The organism is Actinoplanes sp. NPDC051411 (assembly GCF_040682075.1).
GTDB lineage: Bacteria > Actinomycetota > Actinomycetes > Mycobacteriales > Micromonosporaceae > Actinoplanes.
On the sequence record NZ_JBFBAD010000170.1, the window covers coordinates 1 to 19,371 of the forward strand.

Sequence of the window (19,371 nt, forward strand, 5' to 3'; positions counted from 1 at the left end):
GGCGCTCGGCCCGGCCCGGCCGCGCTCGGCCCGGCCGGCCGGGACCGGAGGCCGGGCAGGGCAGCCGCCGGGTCGGGCGGCGGGGTCGGGTCGCCGGGGGAACGCACCAGCACCACGACCAGCAGGGCGGTGCCGGCCAGCGCGGCCAGCACTCCGGTGAGCAGCAGGTAACGGCCGATGCCACGACGGCCGCCGGCCTCTTTGACCTTGGGCGTCGGGGTGGGGCCGGCCTGCAGTGAGGCGAACAACCGCAGCGCCCCGTCGAGGAGCGCCACGCCCAGCGACCGGCGGGGCCGGATCTCGGTCTCGGTCTCGTTCATCGGTTGCCTCCAGGCCTAAGAGCGAGTTTCATCGGTTCCCTCCCGGCCGTCTCGGGGCGAGCTTCGTCGGGTGACTCGGGCCTCAGAGCGACCGCAGTCCACTGAGGAGTCGTTGTAGTACGGCGGGGGACGAATCGCGATTGTCCTCGGCCCGCGAGCGCGTGTGAATCAGGCCCGCCTCGAGAAGGTCGCCGAGCAGCAGGCGGGTCGGCCCGATCGGCAGCCCGAGATGCACGGCGATCTCCGAGAGCGCGGTCGGCCGGCGCGAAAGGCGCAGCGCGGCCTGCTGGTCGGCCGACAGCCCCTCCGGTTCCGGTACGTCGGCGTCGCGCAGGATGATGGCGCTGAGCTCGAGGTCGTCGCGCAGCAGCGGGGTGCGGCTGCCGACCCGGGCGTACAGGCGGACCAGCGGGCCGGCGTCCTCGTCGTACCACGCCTCGTCAGCGATCGTCATGTGTTGATCACCGACTCCAGATCGTCCAACGTCGGATTGTCCAGCGTCGGCTCGTTGTCGGTCGCCAGGGGTGCCGGGCTGATCAGCGCCGCCGGGATCGTCACCTCGGCGACCAGCCCGCCGTCGAGGCTGTTGTGCAGCGCCACCGTGATGCCGCGGCGGGCGGCGAACCGGCCGACCGAGTAGAGCCCCCACCAGGTGCCCCCGGCCGGCGGCGACGGTTCGGCCATGACCTGGGCCGCGGTGGCCAGGTCGTCGTCGGTCATGCCGGGGCCGACGTCGGTGACCGTGATGCGGTAGCCGGTCGCCTGGTGCGAGCCGGTCACCCGCACCCGGGTCTCGGCCGGGGCGAACGTGGTGGCGTTTTCGACCAGTTCGGCCAGCAGGTGCATCAGGTCGGTGACCGCGACCCCGTCCAGCAGGACCGCCTCGACCTGCGAGGTGGAGACCCGGCCGTACTCGGTGATCTCGGAGGCGGCGGCCCGGACGACCTCGGTGAGCGGGACCGGGCGGCGCCAGCGGCGGCCCGGCGTGCCCCCGGCCAGCGTGATCGACTTCTCCAGGTTGCGGCGCATCCGGTTGGCCAGGTGGTCGGCGCGGAACAGGTCGCCGAGCGTCTCGTCGTCGGACTCCCGGCGGGCCAGCGTGTCGAGCAGCCGCAGCTGCCGGTGCAGCAGGCCCTGGTTGCGCCGTTCGAGGTCGCGCAGCAGCGGGTCGAGGCGGGGCTGCGGATCGCCGGCCGCCCGGTCGGCGGCGGGCCGCCGCCTCTTCTCTCCGGCGGTGGTCACCCGGCCGCCGGAACGTCGCGCGATCAGGAGTACGCCGATGACGGCGATCAGCCCGACGCCGCCGACGACCCCGGCGCGCACGACCGTGAGCACGGCATGTGGCGTGGCGGCACTGGCCGCCTGACGCGTGGCCGAGTTTTGCAGCTCCCACTGCGCGGTGTTGAGCTCGTTGTAGGCCGCCGACCAGGCTGCGGTGTCGGGCTCGCCGGTGCTCCGGAGCACGCTGTTTTCGACCGTGGTGAGCCGGGTGTCGCCGGCCAGTTCGCGATAGCGGGCCAGCGAGCCGGCGGGCAGGTCGCTGCCCGCCGAGGCGAGCAGGCTGCGCCGGGCACCGGCCAGAGTGGACAGGCGCACGCGGTCGGCGTCGGTCAGCTTGGCCGCGCCGGCCACCGCGGCCAGCTGGGCGTCCTCCTCGGCCAGCAGTTCGCGGGAGCGGCTGAGCGCGGACAACCCGGCCGCCGAGCCGGCCAGCTGGTCGGGATAGACCGTCGGGGTCTCGACACCGGCCGGGTCGATCAACGCCGTATAGGCGTCGACCGCCCGCTCGTGGCCGAGCTGCTTACTGTCGACCGCCGATCGCACGCCGGCGAGCCCCTCGGTGCGGGCCAGCAGGCCGTCGGCCTGCCGGAGCGAGTCGGAGCCGGCCAGCGATGTGATCCAGGTGTCGCGGGCCGCCCGCAGCGCCTGGCGGGCCTGGTCGGTGTGCCCGCGCTGGGCGGCCAGCTCACTGCCGGCCGGGCGGTCACCGGCCGACAGGCGGCGCTCGGCCTCGAGCGACAGCACCAGCGCGCCGATCGGGCGGCCGAGGTGGTTGGCGGTGACGCGGGCCGACATGACCTGCACGGCCTCGGTCAGCGCCGGGACGGCCGCCGCCGCCCAGAGCGCGACCAGCAGCGCCAGCCCGGCGATCACCTTGGTGCGGGTGTTCATCGATCGTCCCCCGAGCCGATCAGGGCGCGCAGCCGGGTCAGCAACTCCTGCCGGTCGGTGGCGCCGAGGCGCTGCCGGATGCGGGCCATATGGTGCTCCACTGTCTTGGCCGAGAGGTAGAGCCGCTCGGCCACCTGCTTATATGTCAAGCCGTCGAGGACCAGGGCGGCGACCTCCCGCTCCCGCTCGCTGAGCAGTTGCGGGCCGCCGTCGGCGGCCCGGGTGCGGGACCCGGCGGCCGGTGCGGCCTCGCGCGGCCCGGCCGTACGCTCCTGCAGCGCCCGGGCACAGTCGAGCAGCAGGGTCATCGCCTTACGGTCGGACGTGCGGATGGCCGCCTGACCGACCAGTCGGGCACCGTCGCCGACCAGCCCGAGCGCGCTCAGCCCGCGGGCCGCCGCGACCACGGCGTCGGGGTCGGCGCGGTCGGCCAGCACGTCGAGCCACTGCAGCGCGGCGTCGGCGACCGCCTCGACATAGGGACTGAAGCCGCGCATGCCGCTCAGGGACTGCGCGTGCCGCAGCGCCGCTTCCTGGTCGTCGGCCAGGATCGCCGCGTGCAGCCGGCTCCACCGCAGCGGCGCGCTCCACAGCACCGGGTCGCCGAGCCCGGCCAGAAGCATGTCTGCCTCGGCCAGGTGCCCGGCGACCCGGTGCTGCTCGCCGAGCCGGGCCGCCGCCACGGCCAGCTCGCCCAGCGGCAGCAACGTGAACAGATCGACCGGCTGGCCGATCAGCGCGTGACAGGCGTCGGGCCACGCGCTGCGCAGCCCGACCAGGTCGCTGGCCCGGCGCGAGAGCCCGATGCGCAGCGCCGACGCGAGCAGCTGGTCGCGCCCGTGCCGGCCGGCGACGGCCGCGCCCTCCGACTGCTGGGCCTCGCCGACCCGGCCGCGCAGCATCAGCACCCAGGACTGCAGCAGCCGGTGCCGGTCGGCCAGCAGCGCCCCGCCGGTCGAGGCGCGGACGGCCCGGGACAGCAGCGCGTCGGCCGTGTCGAGCTCGGCACTGTGCAGGGCCACGGTCGCCCCGAGGGCGGCCGGGCTGTCGGGCAGGAGCACGGTCGCACCCGACGGTTCGATCATCGTGGTGGCCTGGAAGAGAGCGGAGAGCGCGCCGGTCGGGGTGCCGCTGACCGACTCGCTCATGCCCCGTGCCATCAGAGCGGCGGCCGCGCTGAGCGAGGTGGGCGGCTCGCCGGTGCCGGAGAGGTCGAGTGCCTGGGCCTCGGCGAGCCGGCCCAGGCCGATCAGCCCGACCGCGCCGAAGCCGGCCGCGACCGCCGACGTCGACCACTGGTAGAGAGCGGCCGCCTGTGCGGTCTGGCCGCGCTGGGTGAGCACGGCCGCCGCGACATAGGCCGCCTCGGCCCGCTGCTCGGGAGTGCCCGCGGCGAGCGCCTGGTCGGCCAGCCGGGACGCCTCGTCGAGGTCGCCGGCGAGCGCGGTGGCCAGCGCGCGGCGGGTGCCCGTGACCCGGCCCGCCCCGGCCGCGGCGGCGAAGAGCCGGGCCGCCAGCTCGGGGTCGTCGCCCAGTGCCTCTTCGCCGGCCGCCTCGTAGACGTGGCCCAGGCCGGCGCCGGCCGCTCCCGGCACGAGCCCGGCCCCGTCGGCCGCCCGCAGCAGCGGCCCGACCAGCGGCAGCACCGGGCCGCCGCGGGCCAGTTGGAGGGCTGCCAGGCGCTGCCGCACGTCGATGCGGTGGCCGATCGGGCCGAGTGCGGCGATCGCCAGCCGGGCCAGCGGCACCAGCGTGCCGTCGGCGGCCAGCAGCCCGGTCGCCCGGCCGGCGTCGACCAGCCCGGCGACGGTCTCGGCGTCGCGCTCGAGCAACGCCGCCACCAGGTCGAACGAGAGCCCGGCCCCGGCCTCGACGGCCAGCAGCAGGGTGCGCAGGTCGTGGTCGAGCTCGTCGAGGTCGGCCGCGAACGGCGTCAGCGCGGCCACCGGCACCCGGCGGGCGGCGGCGTCGGCCGGGGTGAGCGCGTCGGCGACCCGGGCCACGTAACGCGGAACGCCGGCGGTCTGCGCGGCCACGAACGCGACCAGCTCGGCCGAGGGCTCGGGGACGGCGCGGGCGAGCCGGTCGCGGATCTGCCCGGCGGTCAGCGCGGGCAGGCTCACCGGGCGGCTGGCCCGGCGCAGCAGATCGATCAGGGTGGACAGGCCCTCGGGGCGCGGCCACGGACGATAGGCCACGACGATGCGGGAGCCGGGGCGCTCGGCGTAGGCCAGGAGGTCGGCCAGGCGCGCCGGGTCGAGCAGGTGCGCGTCGTCGGCCAGCATGACCTGCTCGCCGGTCGCCTCGGCGGGCCGCCACGGGTTGAGCACGGCGACCCCGGCCCGCTCCCAGGCGACGGCGAGGTCGTGCAGCAGGCGGGTCTTGCCGAAGCCGCCGGGCGCTCCGGCCACGGCCTGGCGGGGCGCCATCGGGTCGGCGACGACCTGGCCGAGCAGGCTTGCCGCGTCGGAGATCGGGGTCGATCCGGTCATCGTCGGGGCGCTCATCGTCCGCCCGCCCGCACCGTGGCGACCGCGACCGGCGGGCGCGCCGGCCGGAGAGGTGCCCGGTCACCGGACGCGATCTCGGGCCAGGAGTCGGGCGCCAGTGCCTCCATGCCGGGCGCCTCGAAACCCGGCCCCTCGGGCAGCACCGGGAGGCCGGCCGGGACCGGGCCGCCCGGGCCCGCGCCGGGCGGCGGCGCCGGCCGGCGGACCTGCGGCCGGACCGCGAGCGCGGCCCCCGCTGCCACTGTCACCGCCGGGTCGGGGTCACGAAGGACCGGCACCGGGAAGGCGGCGGACAGCAGATCGGACACATACGGATATACGGCCCCGGAGCCCCCGGCGATCAAGACTGCGGAAAGATCACTTGGCGCGGCGCCGCAGCTGCGCACGGTGTGCAGCGCGAGGTCGACAGTGGACTGGATGACCGCGCGGGCGTCGGCCGGCGCCGCGTCGTCGAGGTCGAAGCCGCTGATCTCGTCGAGCTCGGCGCTGCCCAGCAGCTCGAGCCGGCCCGGGCCGTGCGGCACGGCGAGCGTCACCTCGCAGGTCGAGCCGCCGATGCGGTAGGCCAGGAGCATGCCGCCGGCGGCCGGGACCCGGCCCGCCGCCTGGTGGCTCTCGACGACCGCGCGGGCCCGGGTGACCAGGGCGGTCTGGGCCAGATCGGCCTCACCGAGCGCCGAGTGCAGCAGGTGCAGCCGGCCGTTGCCCCAACCGGACGGGTAGGCCAGGGCGATGCGCTCGGGCGGCTCGTCGAACTGTTGCCAGACCCGGTCGACGACCCAGCGGGTCATCGCGGCGACCAGGCCGTGGGCCGGGAAGTAGTCGCCGCCGAACAGCATCGGCAGGCTGTCGCCGACGCGGTGCAGATAACCACCGACGCCGTCGGCCGGGGGACGCAGGAGATCGGCCGGGACGACGTCGCCCTCGGGGGTCATCGCCAGAGCGGAGCCGACCGTGCGCGAGCGCGCGCCGAGCGTGACCGGCTGCGCCGGGCCCCAGCCCGGGCCGGAACCGTCGGCACGCCGGCTCACGGCGGCCTTGGTGGTGCCGGCGCCGATGTCGATCCCCAGGACGTAGGGCACGTCGTTACTCCTCCACCACCGAGGGTGACCGCGGTGAGTGTTGTTCGGGCAGGTAGGACCCCACGTTCGTACCAGAAAGCGGCGCCGGGATCGTCCCCCAAAAAACGAGGCCCCCGAATCCCCTAACCCCCTAACGAAACCGAACCCGGGACCACCGATCGGCCACCGTACGGCTGGGGGAACCAACCCCGATGCCCGGGGCGGTCCCCGTCCGTACGGTTTGCCGCAGTGCCGGACCCCGGCGCTGCTCACCCGGGCTCCCAGGCTCGGGTTGGAGAATGCCTCGCGAAGGAGCCCCATGGACACGTCCCCCACGTTGCAGGACTTCGTCCTCAACCTGATCTACGACCCCGCCGCCCGTTCGGCCTTCGAGCTCGACCCCGAGTCGGCGCTGCACGCGGCCGGCCTGGGCGACGTCACCGCGGCCGACGTGCAGCAGGTGATCCCGCTCGTGGTCGACTCGGCCCCGGTGGCCGGCCTGCAGGGCCTGGCCGGCGTCGACGACCTGACCACGGGCGTGGCCAACCTCGACGTGGCCGGCGCGGTCTCGCAGCTGCAGTCGATCACCTCGCAGGTGGCGCTCACCCCGGCCGGCGTGGTCGGCGAGGTCAACAACACCCTGGGCAGCGTCAACGCGGCCGTGATCGGCGTCACCGGCGACAACATCCTGTCCGGCTCGGTGCTCTCCGGCAACACGCTGGGCGTGGCCGGCCTGGGCGGTCTCGCCTCCTCGATCCCGGTCGGGCTGGGCGGGGTCTCGGCGGGCAACGACCCGGCGCTGCACCTCGACAACACCGTGGTGCCGACGGCCGAGCACACCGTCACCGACACGGTCGGCAGCGTGGCTCCGGGCGTCGACCACATCGTCCCGGGTGTCGACACGGGTGTGACCGGTCTCCTCGACGGGCCGCTCGACACTGTGACGAATCTGCCCGGTTCGCTCCCGATTGACCACACTCCGAGCCTTGACGTTCCCGGGGTCGGCGCGGCAACCTCTTCGATCGGGTCCATCGTGAAGCCGGACCTGGGCCACGTGCTGTCGCACGACCCGGTCAACGACCTGCACAACACCGTGAGCAGCGTCGCCTCCACCGGGCACGACGTCACCAGTGGCCTGCTGGGCGGCGTGACCCACACGGACACAACCGACTCGGCCACCGGGCAGGACGCCTCGCACGACCTGTTGGGTGGGCTGCACCTGTAAGGTGCCAGCGGCGCTTCCTGGCGTCGGGCGGCACGACGACGAAAGGCTGGGCAGGCGCGAATGACGAGCTGGGAGGCCGGACCCACGGCGTATGCGGGTCCGACCTCCCTCGTCCCGCCGACTCCGGTTCCGCCGAGCAGGGCGGAACCGGACCCGTTGCGGGCCGCCGGTGCCCTCCTGTGGATCGACGTGCTCGACTCCACGATCCGCACCAGCACGCAGCACGGCCGTTCCGAGCTCGCCGAATGGCTGTCGCGGCGCCGCGCCCAACTGCTGCGTCCCGAGTTGCGGGTGCTGGTCGTCGGTGCCGCCCACCAGGGCAAGAGCCAGCTTATCAATGCCCTGATCAACGCCGGTGTCTGTGCCGTCCACGCGGACGGCGGCACCGGCGTGCCGACCGTGGTCCGGCACGCCGAGTCGCCGGGCGCCCAGCTGATCCGGCGCGGTTCCGCGAGCGCCGACTGGACGGCCGAGGTCGGCATGCAGGACCGCCTGCCGCTCGACCTCGACCGACTCGAGCCGGCGATCGCCGAGGCGGCGGCCCGGTTCCCGGCCGGCACGCCGGTGCACGCCGAGGTCACGGTGCCGCGCTCTCTGCTGGCGAGCGGTCTCGTGCTGATCGACACGCCGGCCCTGCCCGGCCTGCCCGGTTCGGCCGTCCGCGCGGTCCGGGTCGCCACCGACCTCGCCACCTGCGCCGGTGCCGACCTTGTTCTCTACACCTGCGAGGCCGGCCGCGAGATCACCGACGCCGAGCTCGAGGTGCTCAGAGACCTGGCCCGCTTCTTCCCGGGGCTGCTGGTCGTCTTCACCAAGACCGACTACGCGATCGACTGGCGGCGCAACCTGGCCGACAGCCGAACCCGGTTGGCCCGCGCCGGAGTCCCGACCGCGACCACCGCGGTTTCCTCGGCCCTGCGCCTGCACGCGTTGCAGGCGGGCGACACCGGGCTCAACAACGAGTCCGGCTTCGCCGACCTGATCGTCCACCTGCAGCGGATGGGCGCCGCCAAACACGACAAGCTGGCGCGCGACACGGTCAGCCGGCTCGGCCGCATCGCGATCGAGGAGCTGGCGGTCCCGTTGCGCGACGAGCTGGCGGCCCAGCAGAACGCGGGCATGCCCGACGCGGTCGCCCGCCTCCACACCACCCAGCGACGCCTCGACGACCTGCGCAAATGCGCCGTCCGCTGGCAGAACACGCTGTCCGACGAGGTCGGCGACCTGATGTCGGACATCGAGCACGACCTGCGCGAACGCACCCGCGCGGTGATGTCGGAGACCGAGGAGTTCTTCGCCACCAACGATCCGGCCAAGTCGTGGGAGGAGTTCGAGCCCTGGCTGCGCCAGGCCCTCCAGGAGCTGGCCGAGACCAGCATGACCTGGCTGGCCGAGCGCACCGAATGGATGGCCCGCAAGGTCGCCGAGCAATTCCCGCCCGAGGCGGGAGAGGTGCTTCCGCCGCCGGCGCTGGTCGCGGCCGAGGAGCGTACGGACGGGGTGCCCGGCCTCGACGCGCCGCCGGTCGCCCGATTCAGCCCCGGCCAGAAGCTCTTCATCGGACTCCGCGGATCGTACGGCGGTGTGGTCATGTTCGGCCTGGTCACCAGCCTGGCCGGGATGTCGCTGATCAACCCGATCTCGATCGGTGGCGGCGCGCTGTTCGGCGGCAAGACGATCCGCGACGAGAGCAAGTCGCTGCTCAAGAAGCGCCAGGCCGAGGCGAAGACCGCGGTGGCCCGGCACATCGACGACGTCTTCGTGCGGCTCAACAAGGAAGCACGCGACACCGTGCGCCGGGTGCAGCGCGCCCTGCGGGACCACTTCACCGCGGTCACCGAGGACCTGCAGGAGATCGTCATGGAGTCGCTGCGCAACGCCAAGGCGGCCGCCGACCAGGACGTCGCCGCGCGTGAGCAGCACGCCCGCCGGGTCCAGCAGGAGCTCCAGTCGCTGGTCCACCTCTACGAACAGGCCCAGGCGCTCGCCGGCCGGGCGGCCGGATGATCGACGACGAGGAGCTCGAGCAGCGCACCTACCGCCTGCTCAACGAGGCCGCGCACGTCTATCGCGGCCTCCCGCCGGCGTCGGCGTTGCTGCGCCGCACCATCGACCGGCTGGCCGATCCGCTGCGGCTGGCCGTCGCCGGCCCGGCCCGCGGCGGCAAGTCCACCCTGGTCAACGCGCTGATCGGCGAGGACCTGGCGCCCGTCGAGCCGCCCCTGGTGTCGGTCGCCTACCGGGACGGCACACAACCTCGCGCATGGGGTGAGGACGGGAGAGGTACGCCGTACGAAATCCCGATGGTGCGCGGAGCGCAAGGGTTGCGTCTGAGCCCGGACACCCGCCATGCCGGTCTTCCCGACGGCGCCCGCCGGGCGGTCGTCGAATGGCCGAGCCGCGTCCTGCGGCGCACCGAGCTGATCGACACCCACCTGCCGTTGCCCCGGGTATTGGAGGAGGCCGATGCCGTCCTCTATGTAACCCCGCAGTTGGCCGAGGCCGACCTGCAGTTCCTGCAGGCGGCGAGGGGGGTACGCGGTCCGTCGGTGTTCCCGGTGCAGACGATGGTCGTGCTGTCGTACGCGGACGCGACCGGCGGCGGCCGTCCCGACGCCCTGCTGACCGCCAAGCAGGCGGCCCGCCGCCGTCGCCGCGAGCCGCGGGTCGGTGCGCTGTGTCAGGACGTGCTGGCCCTGTCGCCGCTGATCGCCCAGGCCGCCCGTACGCTGCGCGACGACGAGTTCCGGGCGTTCACGCTGCTGGCCTCGCTGCCCCGGCCTTCCGCCGACCCTTTTCTGCTGTCGACCGACCGTTTCACCGCGGCCGACGCGTTGCGGCCGGTCGGCGCCCAGCAACGGGTGCAGCTGCTGCAACGTTTCGGGCTCGGCGGCATCCGGCTCGCCATCACGCTGACCCGCACCGGCTGCAACACCCCGGCGGCGCTGGGGGAGCGACTGCAGGAACACAGCGGACTCAAGGACCTCCAGCAGTCGATCGCCGAGCTGTTCACCGCGCGGCGGGCGGCATTGCGGGCCCGGTCCGCGCTGACCGCTTTGGATCACCTGCTGCGCACCCAGCAGGTGCCACCGGCGGGCAAGCTGCTGGCCGACCTCGAGCTGCTGGTGGCCGACGCGCACGAGTTCCGCGAGCTCCGGCTGCTGTCCGCGCTGCGGTCGGGCCGGGTCAACCTGCCGCGGGAGCACGCGATCGACGCGAAGCAGCTGCTCGGCGGCTCGGGCACGAGCGTGGGCGAGCGGCTCGGCATGTCACCCGACGCATCGGCCTCGGACACCTGGGGCGCGGCGCACGCGGCGGCCGAACGCTGGCGTGCCCAGGCGCAGGGCCGCGTGCTCCTGCCGGCCCAGCGCCGGGCGGCCGAGGTCGTGCTCCGCAGCTGCGACATGATCCTGGCGCGCCTCGACCGCATGTCCACCCCGGCGGCGGCCCCGGCCCGCTTCGCCGACCCGGCCGGTCCATACGGTTAAGGCCGGGTGGCCTTGACGACGTAGTACGCGGGGAGGGCGCTCGCGGCCCGGCCGAGTCCCTGATAGATCGCGGGCTCGGGCGCCTCGAAGAACGTGTCCAGGCGGAAACCGGCGCTGATCAGGGCCATGACCACGTCGCTGATCGGCCAGACGTACGGCCGGAACACTTCCCGGTCCGTGCCCGTCGGGCGCTTCGCGGCGTCCTGCTCGGTGTTCGGGTGCTCGCGGCCGAAGTAGTCGCCGGCGACCGTCAGGGTGTTCTCGGCGCTGACCGCCAGGACCTCCCAGGCCGGGTGGTGGTCGCAGAGCAGGACCCCGCCGCCCGGCTTGGTGCGGGCGGCCAGGAGGGTCGCCCAGGCGGTGAGATCGGGGACCCAGCAGATCGCGCCCCAGCTCAGGTAGAACAGATCGATTCCGGTCAGGTCGGCCGGAAGGTCGAGCATGTCGGCGCACCGGAAGTCGGCGGTGATGCCCGTCCGGGCGGCTCGCTCGGCGGCCGCCTCGATCGCGACGTCGGAGATGTCGACGCCGGTCGCCCGCGCGCCCAGGTTGGCCCAGGAGAGCACCTCGTCGCCGAACGAGCAGGCGAGGTGGACGACGTGGCGCCCCTCGACGTCGCCGGCCAGGTCGCGCTCGAACTCCTCCAAGCTCGTCCCGCCTGTCCGGAAGTGATCGAGCGGCAGGCCCTCGCGCCGGCCGACGATCAGGTTCCAGCTCCGGCGGTTGGCTTCGGTGAGCTCTCGGTCCATGGGGCCGACGGTAGGGGTAGCCGCACCCGAAGAGTAGAGCTAGCGCCAATGCGCTCCAGTAGCCCGAACCGAAAGGATGTTCCGCAATGGACAGCCTTTCAACGGGGGAGCATCAATGAAAGATCGTTCGGTAAGTCGGCGGGCCGTGCTCGGTGGTGCGGCGGCAGGACTGGCCGGGGCCTGGCTGGCGCCGACCGCCGGTTCCGCGTCGACCGGCGGCGGATCGATCGAGAGGGCGGCCTCCCGCTTCGACCGCGCGCTGGTCGGTCTGCGCCGAGACATCCACCGCCATCCGGAGGTCGCGGGGGAGGAGGTGCGCACCTCCGCGGTCGTGGCGCGGTGGCTTCGCGAGGCCGGGCTGAGCGTGACCACGGGCATCGGCGGCCACGGCGTGGTGGGTGTCCTGTCCGGCGCCGGGCCGGGCCCGACGGTGGCCTACCGCGCCGACATGGACGCGGTTCCGCCCGACGAGCAGATCGGCGGCGGCACCACTCTGGCCCACGTGTGCGGGCACGACATCCACACCACGGTCGGGGTCGGCATCGCGCAGGTGCTGTCGAGCCTGCGACACCGGCTCTCGGGGCGGATCGTGTTCGTCTTCCAGCCGGGCGAGGAGTCGCTGACCGGCGCGGCCGCGATGCTGTCCGATCACGTGCTCGACCGGTTCCGCCCCCGCGAGATCCACGCCCTGCACTGCGGGCCGTTCCCGGTCGGCGAGTTCATCGTGACGCCGGGCACCGGCCTCCCGGGCCAGGACCGCGGGACGATCAGCCTCACCGGCCCCGACGCGGCGGCGCGCGCCGACCAGCTGGCCGCCGCGATCAACGCCCTCGCCACGGTGCCCCGGCCGAGCGGCCCCGCCGACCTCGAACGCCTGGTCGACGAGGTCCAGATGCCGCACGGGCCGTTGGAGCGGTTCGTCTTCATGCAGGCCCAGCCGGTGCCGACCGCCGCCGGCGTCGACGTGCGATTCTCCTACCGCTGCTGGCCCGAGAACCGCTATGTCGAGGTGCGTCAGGCCATCGGCCGCCTCGGCCCGGCGGTCTTCCCCAACGACCCGTTCCCCGCGCTGGTGACCCCCGAGCGGGACGGGCACGCCCTCGAGCGATATCTGCACCGGACCGTGGGCCCCGACCGGACCGGTGTCATGCATGCCGCGATCCCCTACAGCGGCGAGGACTTCTCGCTGTTCCTCAAACGGATCCCCGGCACCTACAGCTTCCTCGGCGTCCGCCGGCCCGGCTCCGGCATCGAGACCAGCTATCCGCACTACATCACGTTCGACCCCGACGAGAGGGCGATCGGCTACGGCGTACGCGCGATGGCCGGCTGGCTGGCGACCCGGGCCGGAGCGAGCTGACGATGGCGGTCAGCCCAGCCGTCCGACCGCCTCGGCGTAGTAGAGCGATTCCTGCAGATGGAAGGCGATCTGGCGGACCGACCAGGCGTCGCCCTCTCTCCGATCGAGGTCGGCCGGGGAAAGGCGCCGGAGCCGAACCTCGAATATCTGACTCAACCTTGTCAGCCGGCTGCGCGCCTCGTCCAGATCCTCGGGGGTGAAGAGGGCCAGATCGGCGGGTGTGGTGATCGCGGAGGCGTGCCAGTGGTCCGGAATCGTCGGCACCCCGGCGAGCCGGGCCTCGATCTCCGCCAGGTGGTCGACGAGATGGTCGGCGACGCGCCGGATCGCCTTGTGCGGACTGTAGATCCGGTCGTCAGCCGGTAGCGGTTTCCCATCCCAGACGGTCCAGGTCTCGGCCAGCTCGAGGACTTGGGAGATTGTGCCGGCTACCACGTCGGCGGGGTCGCGGTCATCGGTCGAAGGCGAGTCGGACATGGTTCCTCCAGCGTGGTCGACGGGCGTCGGGATCGTACTGGCGCCCACCGACACGTTTCGGCTGCGAACCGGCCGGCCGGGACGTCGCCGGCCAGTTCGCAGCTTGGTTGGCGCGGCCGGGCCACGGTCCGGCCCCCGCTGTCGAGGCGAACAGGAGGCGGTGAGCGGCCCGCGCGGGGTTTAGCGCGGTTGCCGCCTCCCGGTGGCTGCGCCGGCGGTGGCGGTGCTCGTCGGCCCCGGTTTGCGGTGGCCGGGCGGCGACGGGCGCGGCGGGGGCCGTCCGGGCCCGGCTCGGCGACCAGGGTGCGGGTGGCGGGGTTGGGCGTGGCGGGGGTGCGGGTTGGGCGTGGCGGGGGTGCGGGTGGCCGGGTTGGGCGTGGCGGGGGTGCGGGTGGCCGGGTTGGGCGTGGCGGGGGTGCGGGTGGCCGGGTTAGGCGTGGCGGGTCCGGATGGCCGGCGTGGCGTGGTGGGGTGCGGGTGGCCTGGTCGGCGCGGCGAGGTGCGAGCGGCTGGGGATGGACGCCGCCGGCGTGCAAGCGGCTGCCGGTGCATGCGATGGGGGTTCAGGCGATTGGGCGCACGTGATGGGGGTGCAGGCGATCGGGGTGCACGCGATCGGCGGGTCGCCGCCGTCTCGGCGCTGAGCTCGGCACGGTCCGTGGTGAGTGGGTGATGTGCGGCGGCATGCCGTCGGCGGGAGGCGTTTCCGGGCGGGCGCCCGCGATCCGTGCGGGCCTTGGTCGTGGGGGTTGGACGGAGTCGAGGCCTGGTGCTGGGCGTTGGGCGGCGACGGGTTTGTGGCTGGTCCTCGGACGGGCGTCCGGGCCTGGTCCGGGACCACGGCTGTCGCCTGGCCTGGGCCCGGGACCAGGGCTGCCGTCTGGGCCTGGGCCACCAACTGCGGCAGCTCGACTACCGGGGTTGTCCTCTGCGCCCGCTAGGCTGCACGGGTAGCCGCAACCCACCCCTCGGGAGTCGCTATGGCCAAGGAGCGGAGCGCCCTCAGCGCGAGACAACGTCGGATCCTCATTGTGGCGGCCGCTGCTGAGACCGCGCTCAAGGCGGCGATGCTGTTCGACCTCCGGCGCCGGCCGGCCAGTCAGGTGCGCGGGCCGAAATGGTTGTGGGCGTCGACGGCGCTGGTCAACACGGCTGGGATCGCGCCGCTGTCGTACTTTTTCGTCGGCCGCACCCGCCGGTAGCCGTTGCCCGGCAACTGCCTTGGTTTCGCCGGCCCGGTTTGCCGGCGCTGCCGGTGACTCATTTGAGCAGGTGGCCACGGCCTGCCTGGGTCGGGCGGGTCGCGAGGGCCGTCCGCTGATCGTCGGTGACAGCGCGGCCAGGGCCACTACCGGGTGCCGGCATCGTGCAGATAGGCGACCTGGCCATAGGAACCCTCCATCGGGCCGGCCACCACCGACATCACGCGAGCGGTGGCTGACACGACGGCGGCCGAGTGGGTCCCGGCGTCGTGTGCCGCCTTGTCCGTCCAGATCTGGGTCACCCAGATCGTGTCCGGGTCGTCGGGGACCGTGTTGATGCTGCACCACTCGAGGCCGGGAATGCCGATGCGAAACACGTCCCGGAAACGCTCGACGAGCACCTCACGTTGCCCCGGTTGCGCTTTCATGCGCCCGTAGACACTGAACCTGGCTTCAGCCGACATAGTTGCTCTCCTCGCTCATGGCATCACGGTGTCTCGTTGTGAGACACCGGTGTCTTATCATGACACCATGGGTAAAGGTGAGGCGATGCGCGACCGCACGGCCGCCGCGATCGTCGACAGTGCGGCCGCGATCATGGCTGAGCAGGGCGACGCCGCCAGCATGAACAGGATCGCGGGCGCGGCCGGGGTCAGCCGGGCGACGCTCTACCGCTACTTCCCCAGTCGCGAGGCGTTGCTGCACGCCATGGCCACCACCAGCGTCGAGGAACTCGCGGCGCGCATCGCCGACGCGAACCTCGAGGGCATCCCGGTCGATCAGGCCGTCGCACGCCTGGCCCGCGGGTTCATCGCCGTCGGCAACCGGTATGCCGCACTGACGAGAGGCGGCTACGAGCGGACCGGCGACCATCCCGACGCGGACGCCCTCCTGACCGAACCGGTGCGGGCCCTGTTCCGCCGGGGCATCGCCGACGGCACACTCCGGGCCGGCCTCGCCCCCGAGGTGTTGACCAGCCTGTTCAGCGGCCTCATCAGGGCGGCGCTCGACATGACCGCCGGCGGGCGGGTGGGCGTCGAGGAGGCCTCCGCCGCCGTCGTCACGGTCTTCCTGGACGGGACGCGCGCCTAGCGGCGAACCCGCGTACGGAAACGGGCCGGGAGAAAATCTCCCGGCCCGCGCCCCGTGCCGGTTGGTTGGTTGGTCAGCTGACCGTCCAGACGAAGGCCATCGTGTCCGACGTGCCGTCGGAGGCCTTCGCGGTGACCTGGACCGTGCTCGTGCCGCGGGTGGCCGCCGTGCCGGTGACCGTGCCCGACGGCGAGATCGTCAGGCCCGCGGGCAGGCCGGAAGCGGACCACGTGCGGCCGGCGACGCCGCCGGTGACCGACCAGTTCACCGCCTGGCCGGCCGGCGAGCTCATCCCGTGCGGGTTGACCAGAGCGGACGGCGTGGCCGTGGTCGCCGTCAGGGCGGAGACCGAAGCCGGCGCCGACAGGGTTCCGGTGAGCGGAAGGTTGCGGGACGAGTCGCCGACCAGGATCTGGTACGAGCCGGCGGTCGTCTTCCACGAGTGGGAGCCGGTGTCCCAGTGGGCGAGATCGCGGGCCCGCACCTGGAACGTCGCGGTGCCCGACGCCCCGGCGGCCAGCGTGATGCGCTGGAAGCCCTTGAGCTGGTGGGGCGGCTCGCCGTCGGAGGCCGGGTTGCCCACGTAGAGCTGGGCGACCTCGGTTCCGGCGCGCGAACCCGTGTTGTGGACGGTCGCGGTCACCGTGGCGAGCCCGTTGCTCAGCGCTCCGACGTGCAGGTCGCTGAACGTGAAGTTCGTGTAGGACAGGCCGAAGCCGAACGGGAACATCGGGGTCACGTTGCGGGAGTCGTACCAGCGGTAGCCGACGTTGAGGCCCTCGCTGTACTGCACCGAGCCGTTGACGCCGGGCCACTGCGCGGCGGTCGAGGCCGGCACCGCCGACAGCGACGTCGCGAAGGTCATCGGCAGTTTGCCGGACGGGTTCACGTCGCCGAACAGCAGCCCGGCGATCGCGGCGCCCCACTGCTGGCCGTCGTAGAAGCCCTCGAACACGGCCGGGACCTGGGGCAACCACGGCATCGCGATGCCCGCGTTGTTGTTGAGCACCACGACCGTACGCGGGTTGGCCGCGGCGACCGCCGCGATGAGGGCGTCCTGGTTGTTGGGCAGGTTGATGGTGTCGCTGTCGTGTTCCTCGTTGCCGTAGTTGTCGCTGGCGAAGACGATCGCGACGCTGCTCTTCTGGGCCAGCGCGACCGCCGACGACTGGTTGGTGCCCTCGTCGTAGGCGACCGTGACGCCGGTGCCGGCCACCCGGTTCTGGATGCCGGTCAGCGGCCACACCGTCGCCGAACTGCGGACCGTCGCCGAGCCGCCGCCGATGGTCTGCGTGCCCGCCCCGCCGTCGATCCCGATCACCGCGATCGACGACAGCCCGCTGGTCGACAGCGGCAGGATGCCGGTGTTCTTCAGCAGGACCGTGCCCTCCTGGGCGCCGCGCAGCGCGACCTGCACGTGCGCCGGGGTGGTCACGTTCGCCCCGAGGCTGCCGCTCGGTGCCTTGTCGAACAGGCCGAACGCGAACATCTGGGTCAGCACGCGGCTCACCATCGTGTCCAGGGTCTGGCTGGTGACCGTGCCCGCCTGCACGGCCTGCTTGAGGAAGTCGGCGAAGAAGTAGCCGTTCGGCATCTCCATGGTCAGGCCCGCGTTGGCCGACTCGACCGTGGAGTGGGTGCCGCCCCAGTCCGACTCGACGAACCCGCCGAAACCGGCCTGCTGATAGAGGCCGACGTTGAGCAGAGCCGGGTTCTGGCAGGCCGGCACGGTGTTGACCACGCTGTAGGCACACATGACCGAAGCCGGCGCCGAATTCGCGATCGCGGTCTGGAACGCCGGCAGATAGATCTCCTGCAGCGTCCGCTCGTCGACCGTGACCGACCCGGCCGGGTGCTCGATGTTGTAGACCGCCGCGTGCTTGACCGAGGCCATCACGCCCTGGCTCTGGATGCCCTTCACGTCGGCCGCGGCCATCAGCCCGGACAGGTACGGGTCCTCGCCGTACGTCTCGAACGCCCGGCCCCAGCGCGGGTCGCGGATGATGTTGACGGTCGGGCCGAGGGCCACGTTGGCGCCCTTGCCGGCGAATTCGGCGCCGATCGCCGAGCCGTACTGCTGGGCGTAGTCGGGGTCGAAGGTGGCCGCGGTCGCGGTGCCGGACGGCATCTGGGTGACCCCGTCGAGCCCGTCGCCGACGCCGGCCGGGCCGTCCTGCAGGCCGAGGTTGGGGATGCACAACGCCGGGATGCCGGTCACGTTCCCGATGTACGGCGAGGCGTTGTTGTTGCCGTGCAGGATCTGCACCTTCTGGTCGATCGTCATGTGGCTCAGCACCTGGCCGACCCGGGTCGCGACCGGCGCGGTCGAGCCCACCCACGGGCAGTTGCCGTTGCCGCCGTCACCACCGGTAGGCGGCGTGGTCGGGCCGCCGACCGTGTGCACGATGAACTCCCACAGGGAGTAGCCCCACTGGCTGCTCCGGGTCAGGCCGTCCATCCGCACGTAGCGGCCGGTCCCGCCGACCGTGACCGACTGGTTGCCGTCGACGCCGTTGGTGACCGGCGAGGCATCGGTCCACGCGGTGCCGTCGTTGGAGACTTGGATCTTGAAAGTCGCCGCCCGCGCGGTCTCCCAGTGGAGGTCGACGCCGCAGACCTGCTGCGACGAGCCGAGATCGACCTGCAGCCACTGCGGATCGGAGGCGGTCGAACTCCAGCGCGTGCCGTCGTTGCCGTCGGTCGCCGACGAGGCCGGGGTGCCCGCGTTCTCGGTCGACGAGGCGGTGGTGGGCCGGCCCTGCGCGCTGTTGCCGCTCGAACAGGAGGTCGGGGCGGAACCGCCGAAGACCTGGAACTCCCACACCGAGTAGCCGAACTGCGTGTTCCGGGTCAGGCCGTCCATCCGTACGTAGCGGCCGGTCGCGCTCAGCGTGACCGTCTGCGTGCCGTCGGCGCCGTTGGTGACCGCCGACGCGTCGGTCCAGGCGGTGCCGTCGTTCGACACCTGAATCTTGAAGGTGGCCGCCCGCGCGGTCTCCCAGTGCAGGCTGACCTGGGTGATCTGCTGCGCCGACCCGAGGTCGACCTGCAGCCATTGCGGATCGCCGAACGCCGACGACCAGCGGGTGCCGTCGTTGCCGTCGGTCGCCGCGGAGGCCGGGGTGCCGGCGTTCTCGCTCGACGAGGCGGTGGTGGGTTTGCCCTGCGAGAGCAGGGAGAGCGCGGCGTGCGCGCTGGGTGTGACCAGCGCGAGGTAGCCGAGCAGCAGGACGGCGACGCCGATGGCGAGTCGCCGCCAGGATCGGGACAGGGGAATTCTGGCGGTGGACATGAATGCTCCTTGGCCGGGTTTCGGGGATTGCGGCCTGGTTGCGGTCAGCGCTGGGGGAGCGCTTTCTCGAAACATTCGTGTCATCTTCGAGCTTTGTCAATAGGTTCTAGCGCGGCCTGGCTCGACTGGTGGTCCGAAGTGGGGAAGCGCTTCCTCAGTGAGCCGACGACTCGGACGCCCGCAGTATCTGGTCGCTTTGCGGTGCGGGAGTCATTTGCGGTGCCGGGGAGCCCGGCCCTCGCCGCGCCGTTCGAACCTCTTCGTTACCGCGTCGTCCGGGGCCCGCCTTTTCCGTAGCAAACTCGATGCTGGTCGCCGCCCATCGGGGCCTTTGGGTCGCGCAGCGTCGCCGGCCCAGCGGTCACCCCGGGGACCTCGGGAGACACGTCTCCCGACGGGGTGCCGGGACGGCCGGCGACGCCG

Annotated in this window: 14 protein-coding genes and 1 pseudogene; 6 read left to right on the forward strand and 9 right to left on the reverse strand. The window is 73.1% G+C overall.

From position 1 onward, the window contains the following. The 5 genes and pseudogenes from AB0M88_RS47765 to AB0M88_RS47785 all read right to left on the reverse strand — a co-directional run. Window positions 1-320 (reverse strand): annotated as a pseudogene (locus AB0M88_RS47765) (hypothetical protein); the annotation flags it as partial. 82 nt (window positions 321-402) lie between these two features. Continuing rightward, on the reverse strand, window positions 403-774 hold the full coding sequence (locus AB0M88_RS47770; protein WP_364113984.1) for a DUF742 domain-containing protein: 372 nt from the start codon (window positions 772-774) through the stop codon (window positions 403-405). Further along, complete coding sequence (locus AB0M88_RS47775; protein WP_364113986.1) at window positions 771-2,492, reverse strand: ATP-binding protein; 1,722 nt, start codon at window positions 2,490-2,492, stop codon at window positions 771-773. Before AB0M88_RS47775 ends, AB0M88_RS47770 begins: the two co-directional genes overlap by 4 nt. Beyond that, window positions 2,489-4,999, reverse strand: coding sequence for a helix-turn-helix transcriptional regulator (locus AB0M88_RS47780; RefSeq protein ID WP_364113988.1), 2,511 nt, complete (start codon window positions 4,997-4,999; stop codon window positions 2,489-2,491). The genes AB0M88_RS47775 and AB0M88_RS47780 overlap by 4 nt, the downstream gene beginning before the upstream one ends. Continuing rightward, window positions 4,996-6,084, reverse strand: a complete 1,089-nt coding sequence (locus AB0M88_RS47785; RefSeq protein WP_364113992.1) for a hypothetical protein — start codon at window positions 6,082-6,084, stop codon at window positions 4,996-4,998. Before AB0M88_RS47785 ends, AB0M88_RS47780 begins: the two co-directional genes overlap by 4 nt. A 298-nt stretch (window positions 6,085-6,382) precedes the next feature. Here AB0M88_RS47785 and AB0M88_RS47790 point away from each other — a divergent pair, with 298 nt between their 5' ends. From AB0M88_RS47790 to AB0M88_RS47800, 3 genes are read left to right on the forward strand one after another with little or no spacing between them, the layout of a single operon-like run. Further along, window positions 6,383-7,288 (forward strand): IniB N-terminal domain-containing protein, encoded by a 906-nt coding sequence (locus tag AB0M88_RS47790; RefSeq protein ID WP_364113994.1) that lies wholly within the window; start codon window positions 6,383-6,385, stop codon window positions 7,286-7,288. A 60-nt stretch (window positions 7,289-7,348) separates the two neighbouring features. Further along, complete coding sequence (locus AB0M88_RS47795; protein WP_364113996.1) at window positions 7,349-9,295, forward strand: dynamin family protein; 1,947 nt, start codon at window positions 7,349-7,351, stop codon at window positions 9,293-9,295. Next, complete coding sequence (locus AB0M88_RS47800) at window positions 9,292-10,776, forward strand: hypothetical protein (RefSeq protein ID WP_364113998.1); 1,485 nt, start codon at window positions 9,292-9,294, stop codon at window positions 10,774-10,776. The genes AB0M88_RS47795 and AB0M88_RS47800 overlap by 4 nt, the downstream gene beginning before the upstream one ends. Here the strand turns inward: AB0M88_RS47800 and AB0M88_RS47805 are convergent. Then, complete coding sequence (locus AB0M88_RS47805; protein ID WP_364114000.1) at window positions 10,773-11,525, reverse strand: class I SAM-dependent methyltransferase; 753 nt, start codon at window positions 11,523-11,525, stop codon at window positions 10,773-10,775. The two genes, AB0M88_RS47800 and AB0M88_RS47805, sit on opposite strands and share 4 nt — an antisense overlap. Window positions 11,526-11,640: 115 nt before the next feature. Between AB0M88_RS47805 and AB0M88_RS47810 the strand changes: the two genes are divergently transcribed. Next, window positions 11,641-12,885 carry a M20/M25/M40 family metallo-hydrolase gene (locus tag AB0M88_RS47810; RefSeq protein ID WP_364114002.1) on the forward strand — a complete coding sequence of 415 codons (1,245 nt, stop codon included), beginning with the start codon at window positions 11,641-11,643 and terminating at the stop codon, window positions 12,883-12,885. Between the two features lie 9 nt (window positions 12,886-12,894). On the opposite strand, the gene AB0M88_RS47815 is transcribed toward AB0M88_RS47810, so the two are convergent. Beyond that, complete coding sequence (locus AB0M88_RS47815) at window positions 12,895-13,362, reverse strand: hypothetical protein (RefSeq protein ID WP_364114004.1); 468 nt, start codon at window positions 13,360-13,362, stop codon at window positions 12,895-12,897. Between the two features lie 1,031 nt (window positions 13,363-14,393). Between AB0M88_RS47815 and AB0M88_RS47820 the strand changes: the two genes are divergently transcribed. Next, on the forward strand, window positions 14,394-14,564 hold the full coding sequence (locus AB0M88_RS47820) for a hypothetical protein (protein WP_364114006.1): 171 nt from the start codon (window positions 14,394-14,396) through the stop codon (window positions 14,562-14,564). A gap of 146 nt (window positions 14,565-14,710) precedes the next feature. Here AB0M88_RS47820 and AB0M88_RS47825 read toward each other — a convergent pair whose 3' ends face one another. Then, on the reverse strand, window positions 14,711-15,028 hold the full coding sequence (locus AB0M88_RS47825) for an antibiotic biosynthesis monooxygenase (RefSeq protein WP_364114008.1): 318 nt from the start codon (window positions 15,026-15,028) through the stop codon (window positions 14,711-14,713). 67 nt (window positions 15,029-15,095) lie between these two features. Between AB0M88_RS47825 and AB0M88_RS47830 the strand changes: the two genes are divergently transcribed. Next, the gene (locus AB0M88_RS47830; RefSeq protein WP_364114010.1) at window positions 15,096-15,656 is read left to right on the forward strand and encodes a helix-turn-helix domain-containing protein; all 561 of its coding nucleotides are present in this window, start codon (window positions 15,096-15,098) and stop codon (window positions 15,654-15,656) included. A 73-nt stretch (window positions 15,657-15,729) separates the two neighbouring features. Here AB0M88_RS47830 and AB0M88_RS47835 read toward each other — a convergent pair whose 3' ends face one another. Next, on the reverse strand, window positions 15,730-18,948 hold the full coding sequence (locus AB0M88_RS47835) for a glycoside hydrolase family 3 C-terminal domain-containing protein (protein ID WP_364114012.1): 3,219 nt from the start codon (window positions 18,946-18,948) through the stop codon (window positions 15,730-15,732). Window positions 18,949-19,371 lie beyond the last annotated feature (423 nt).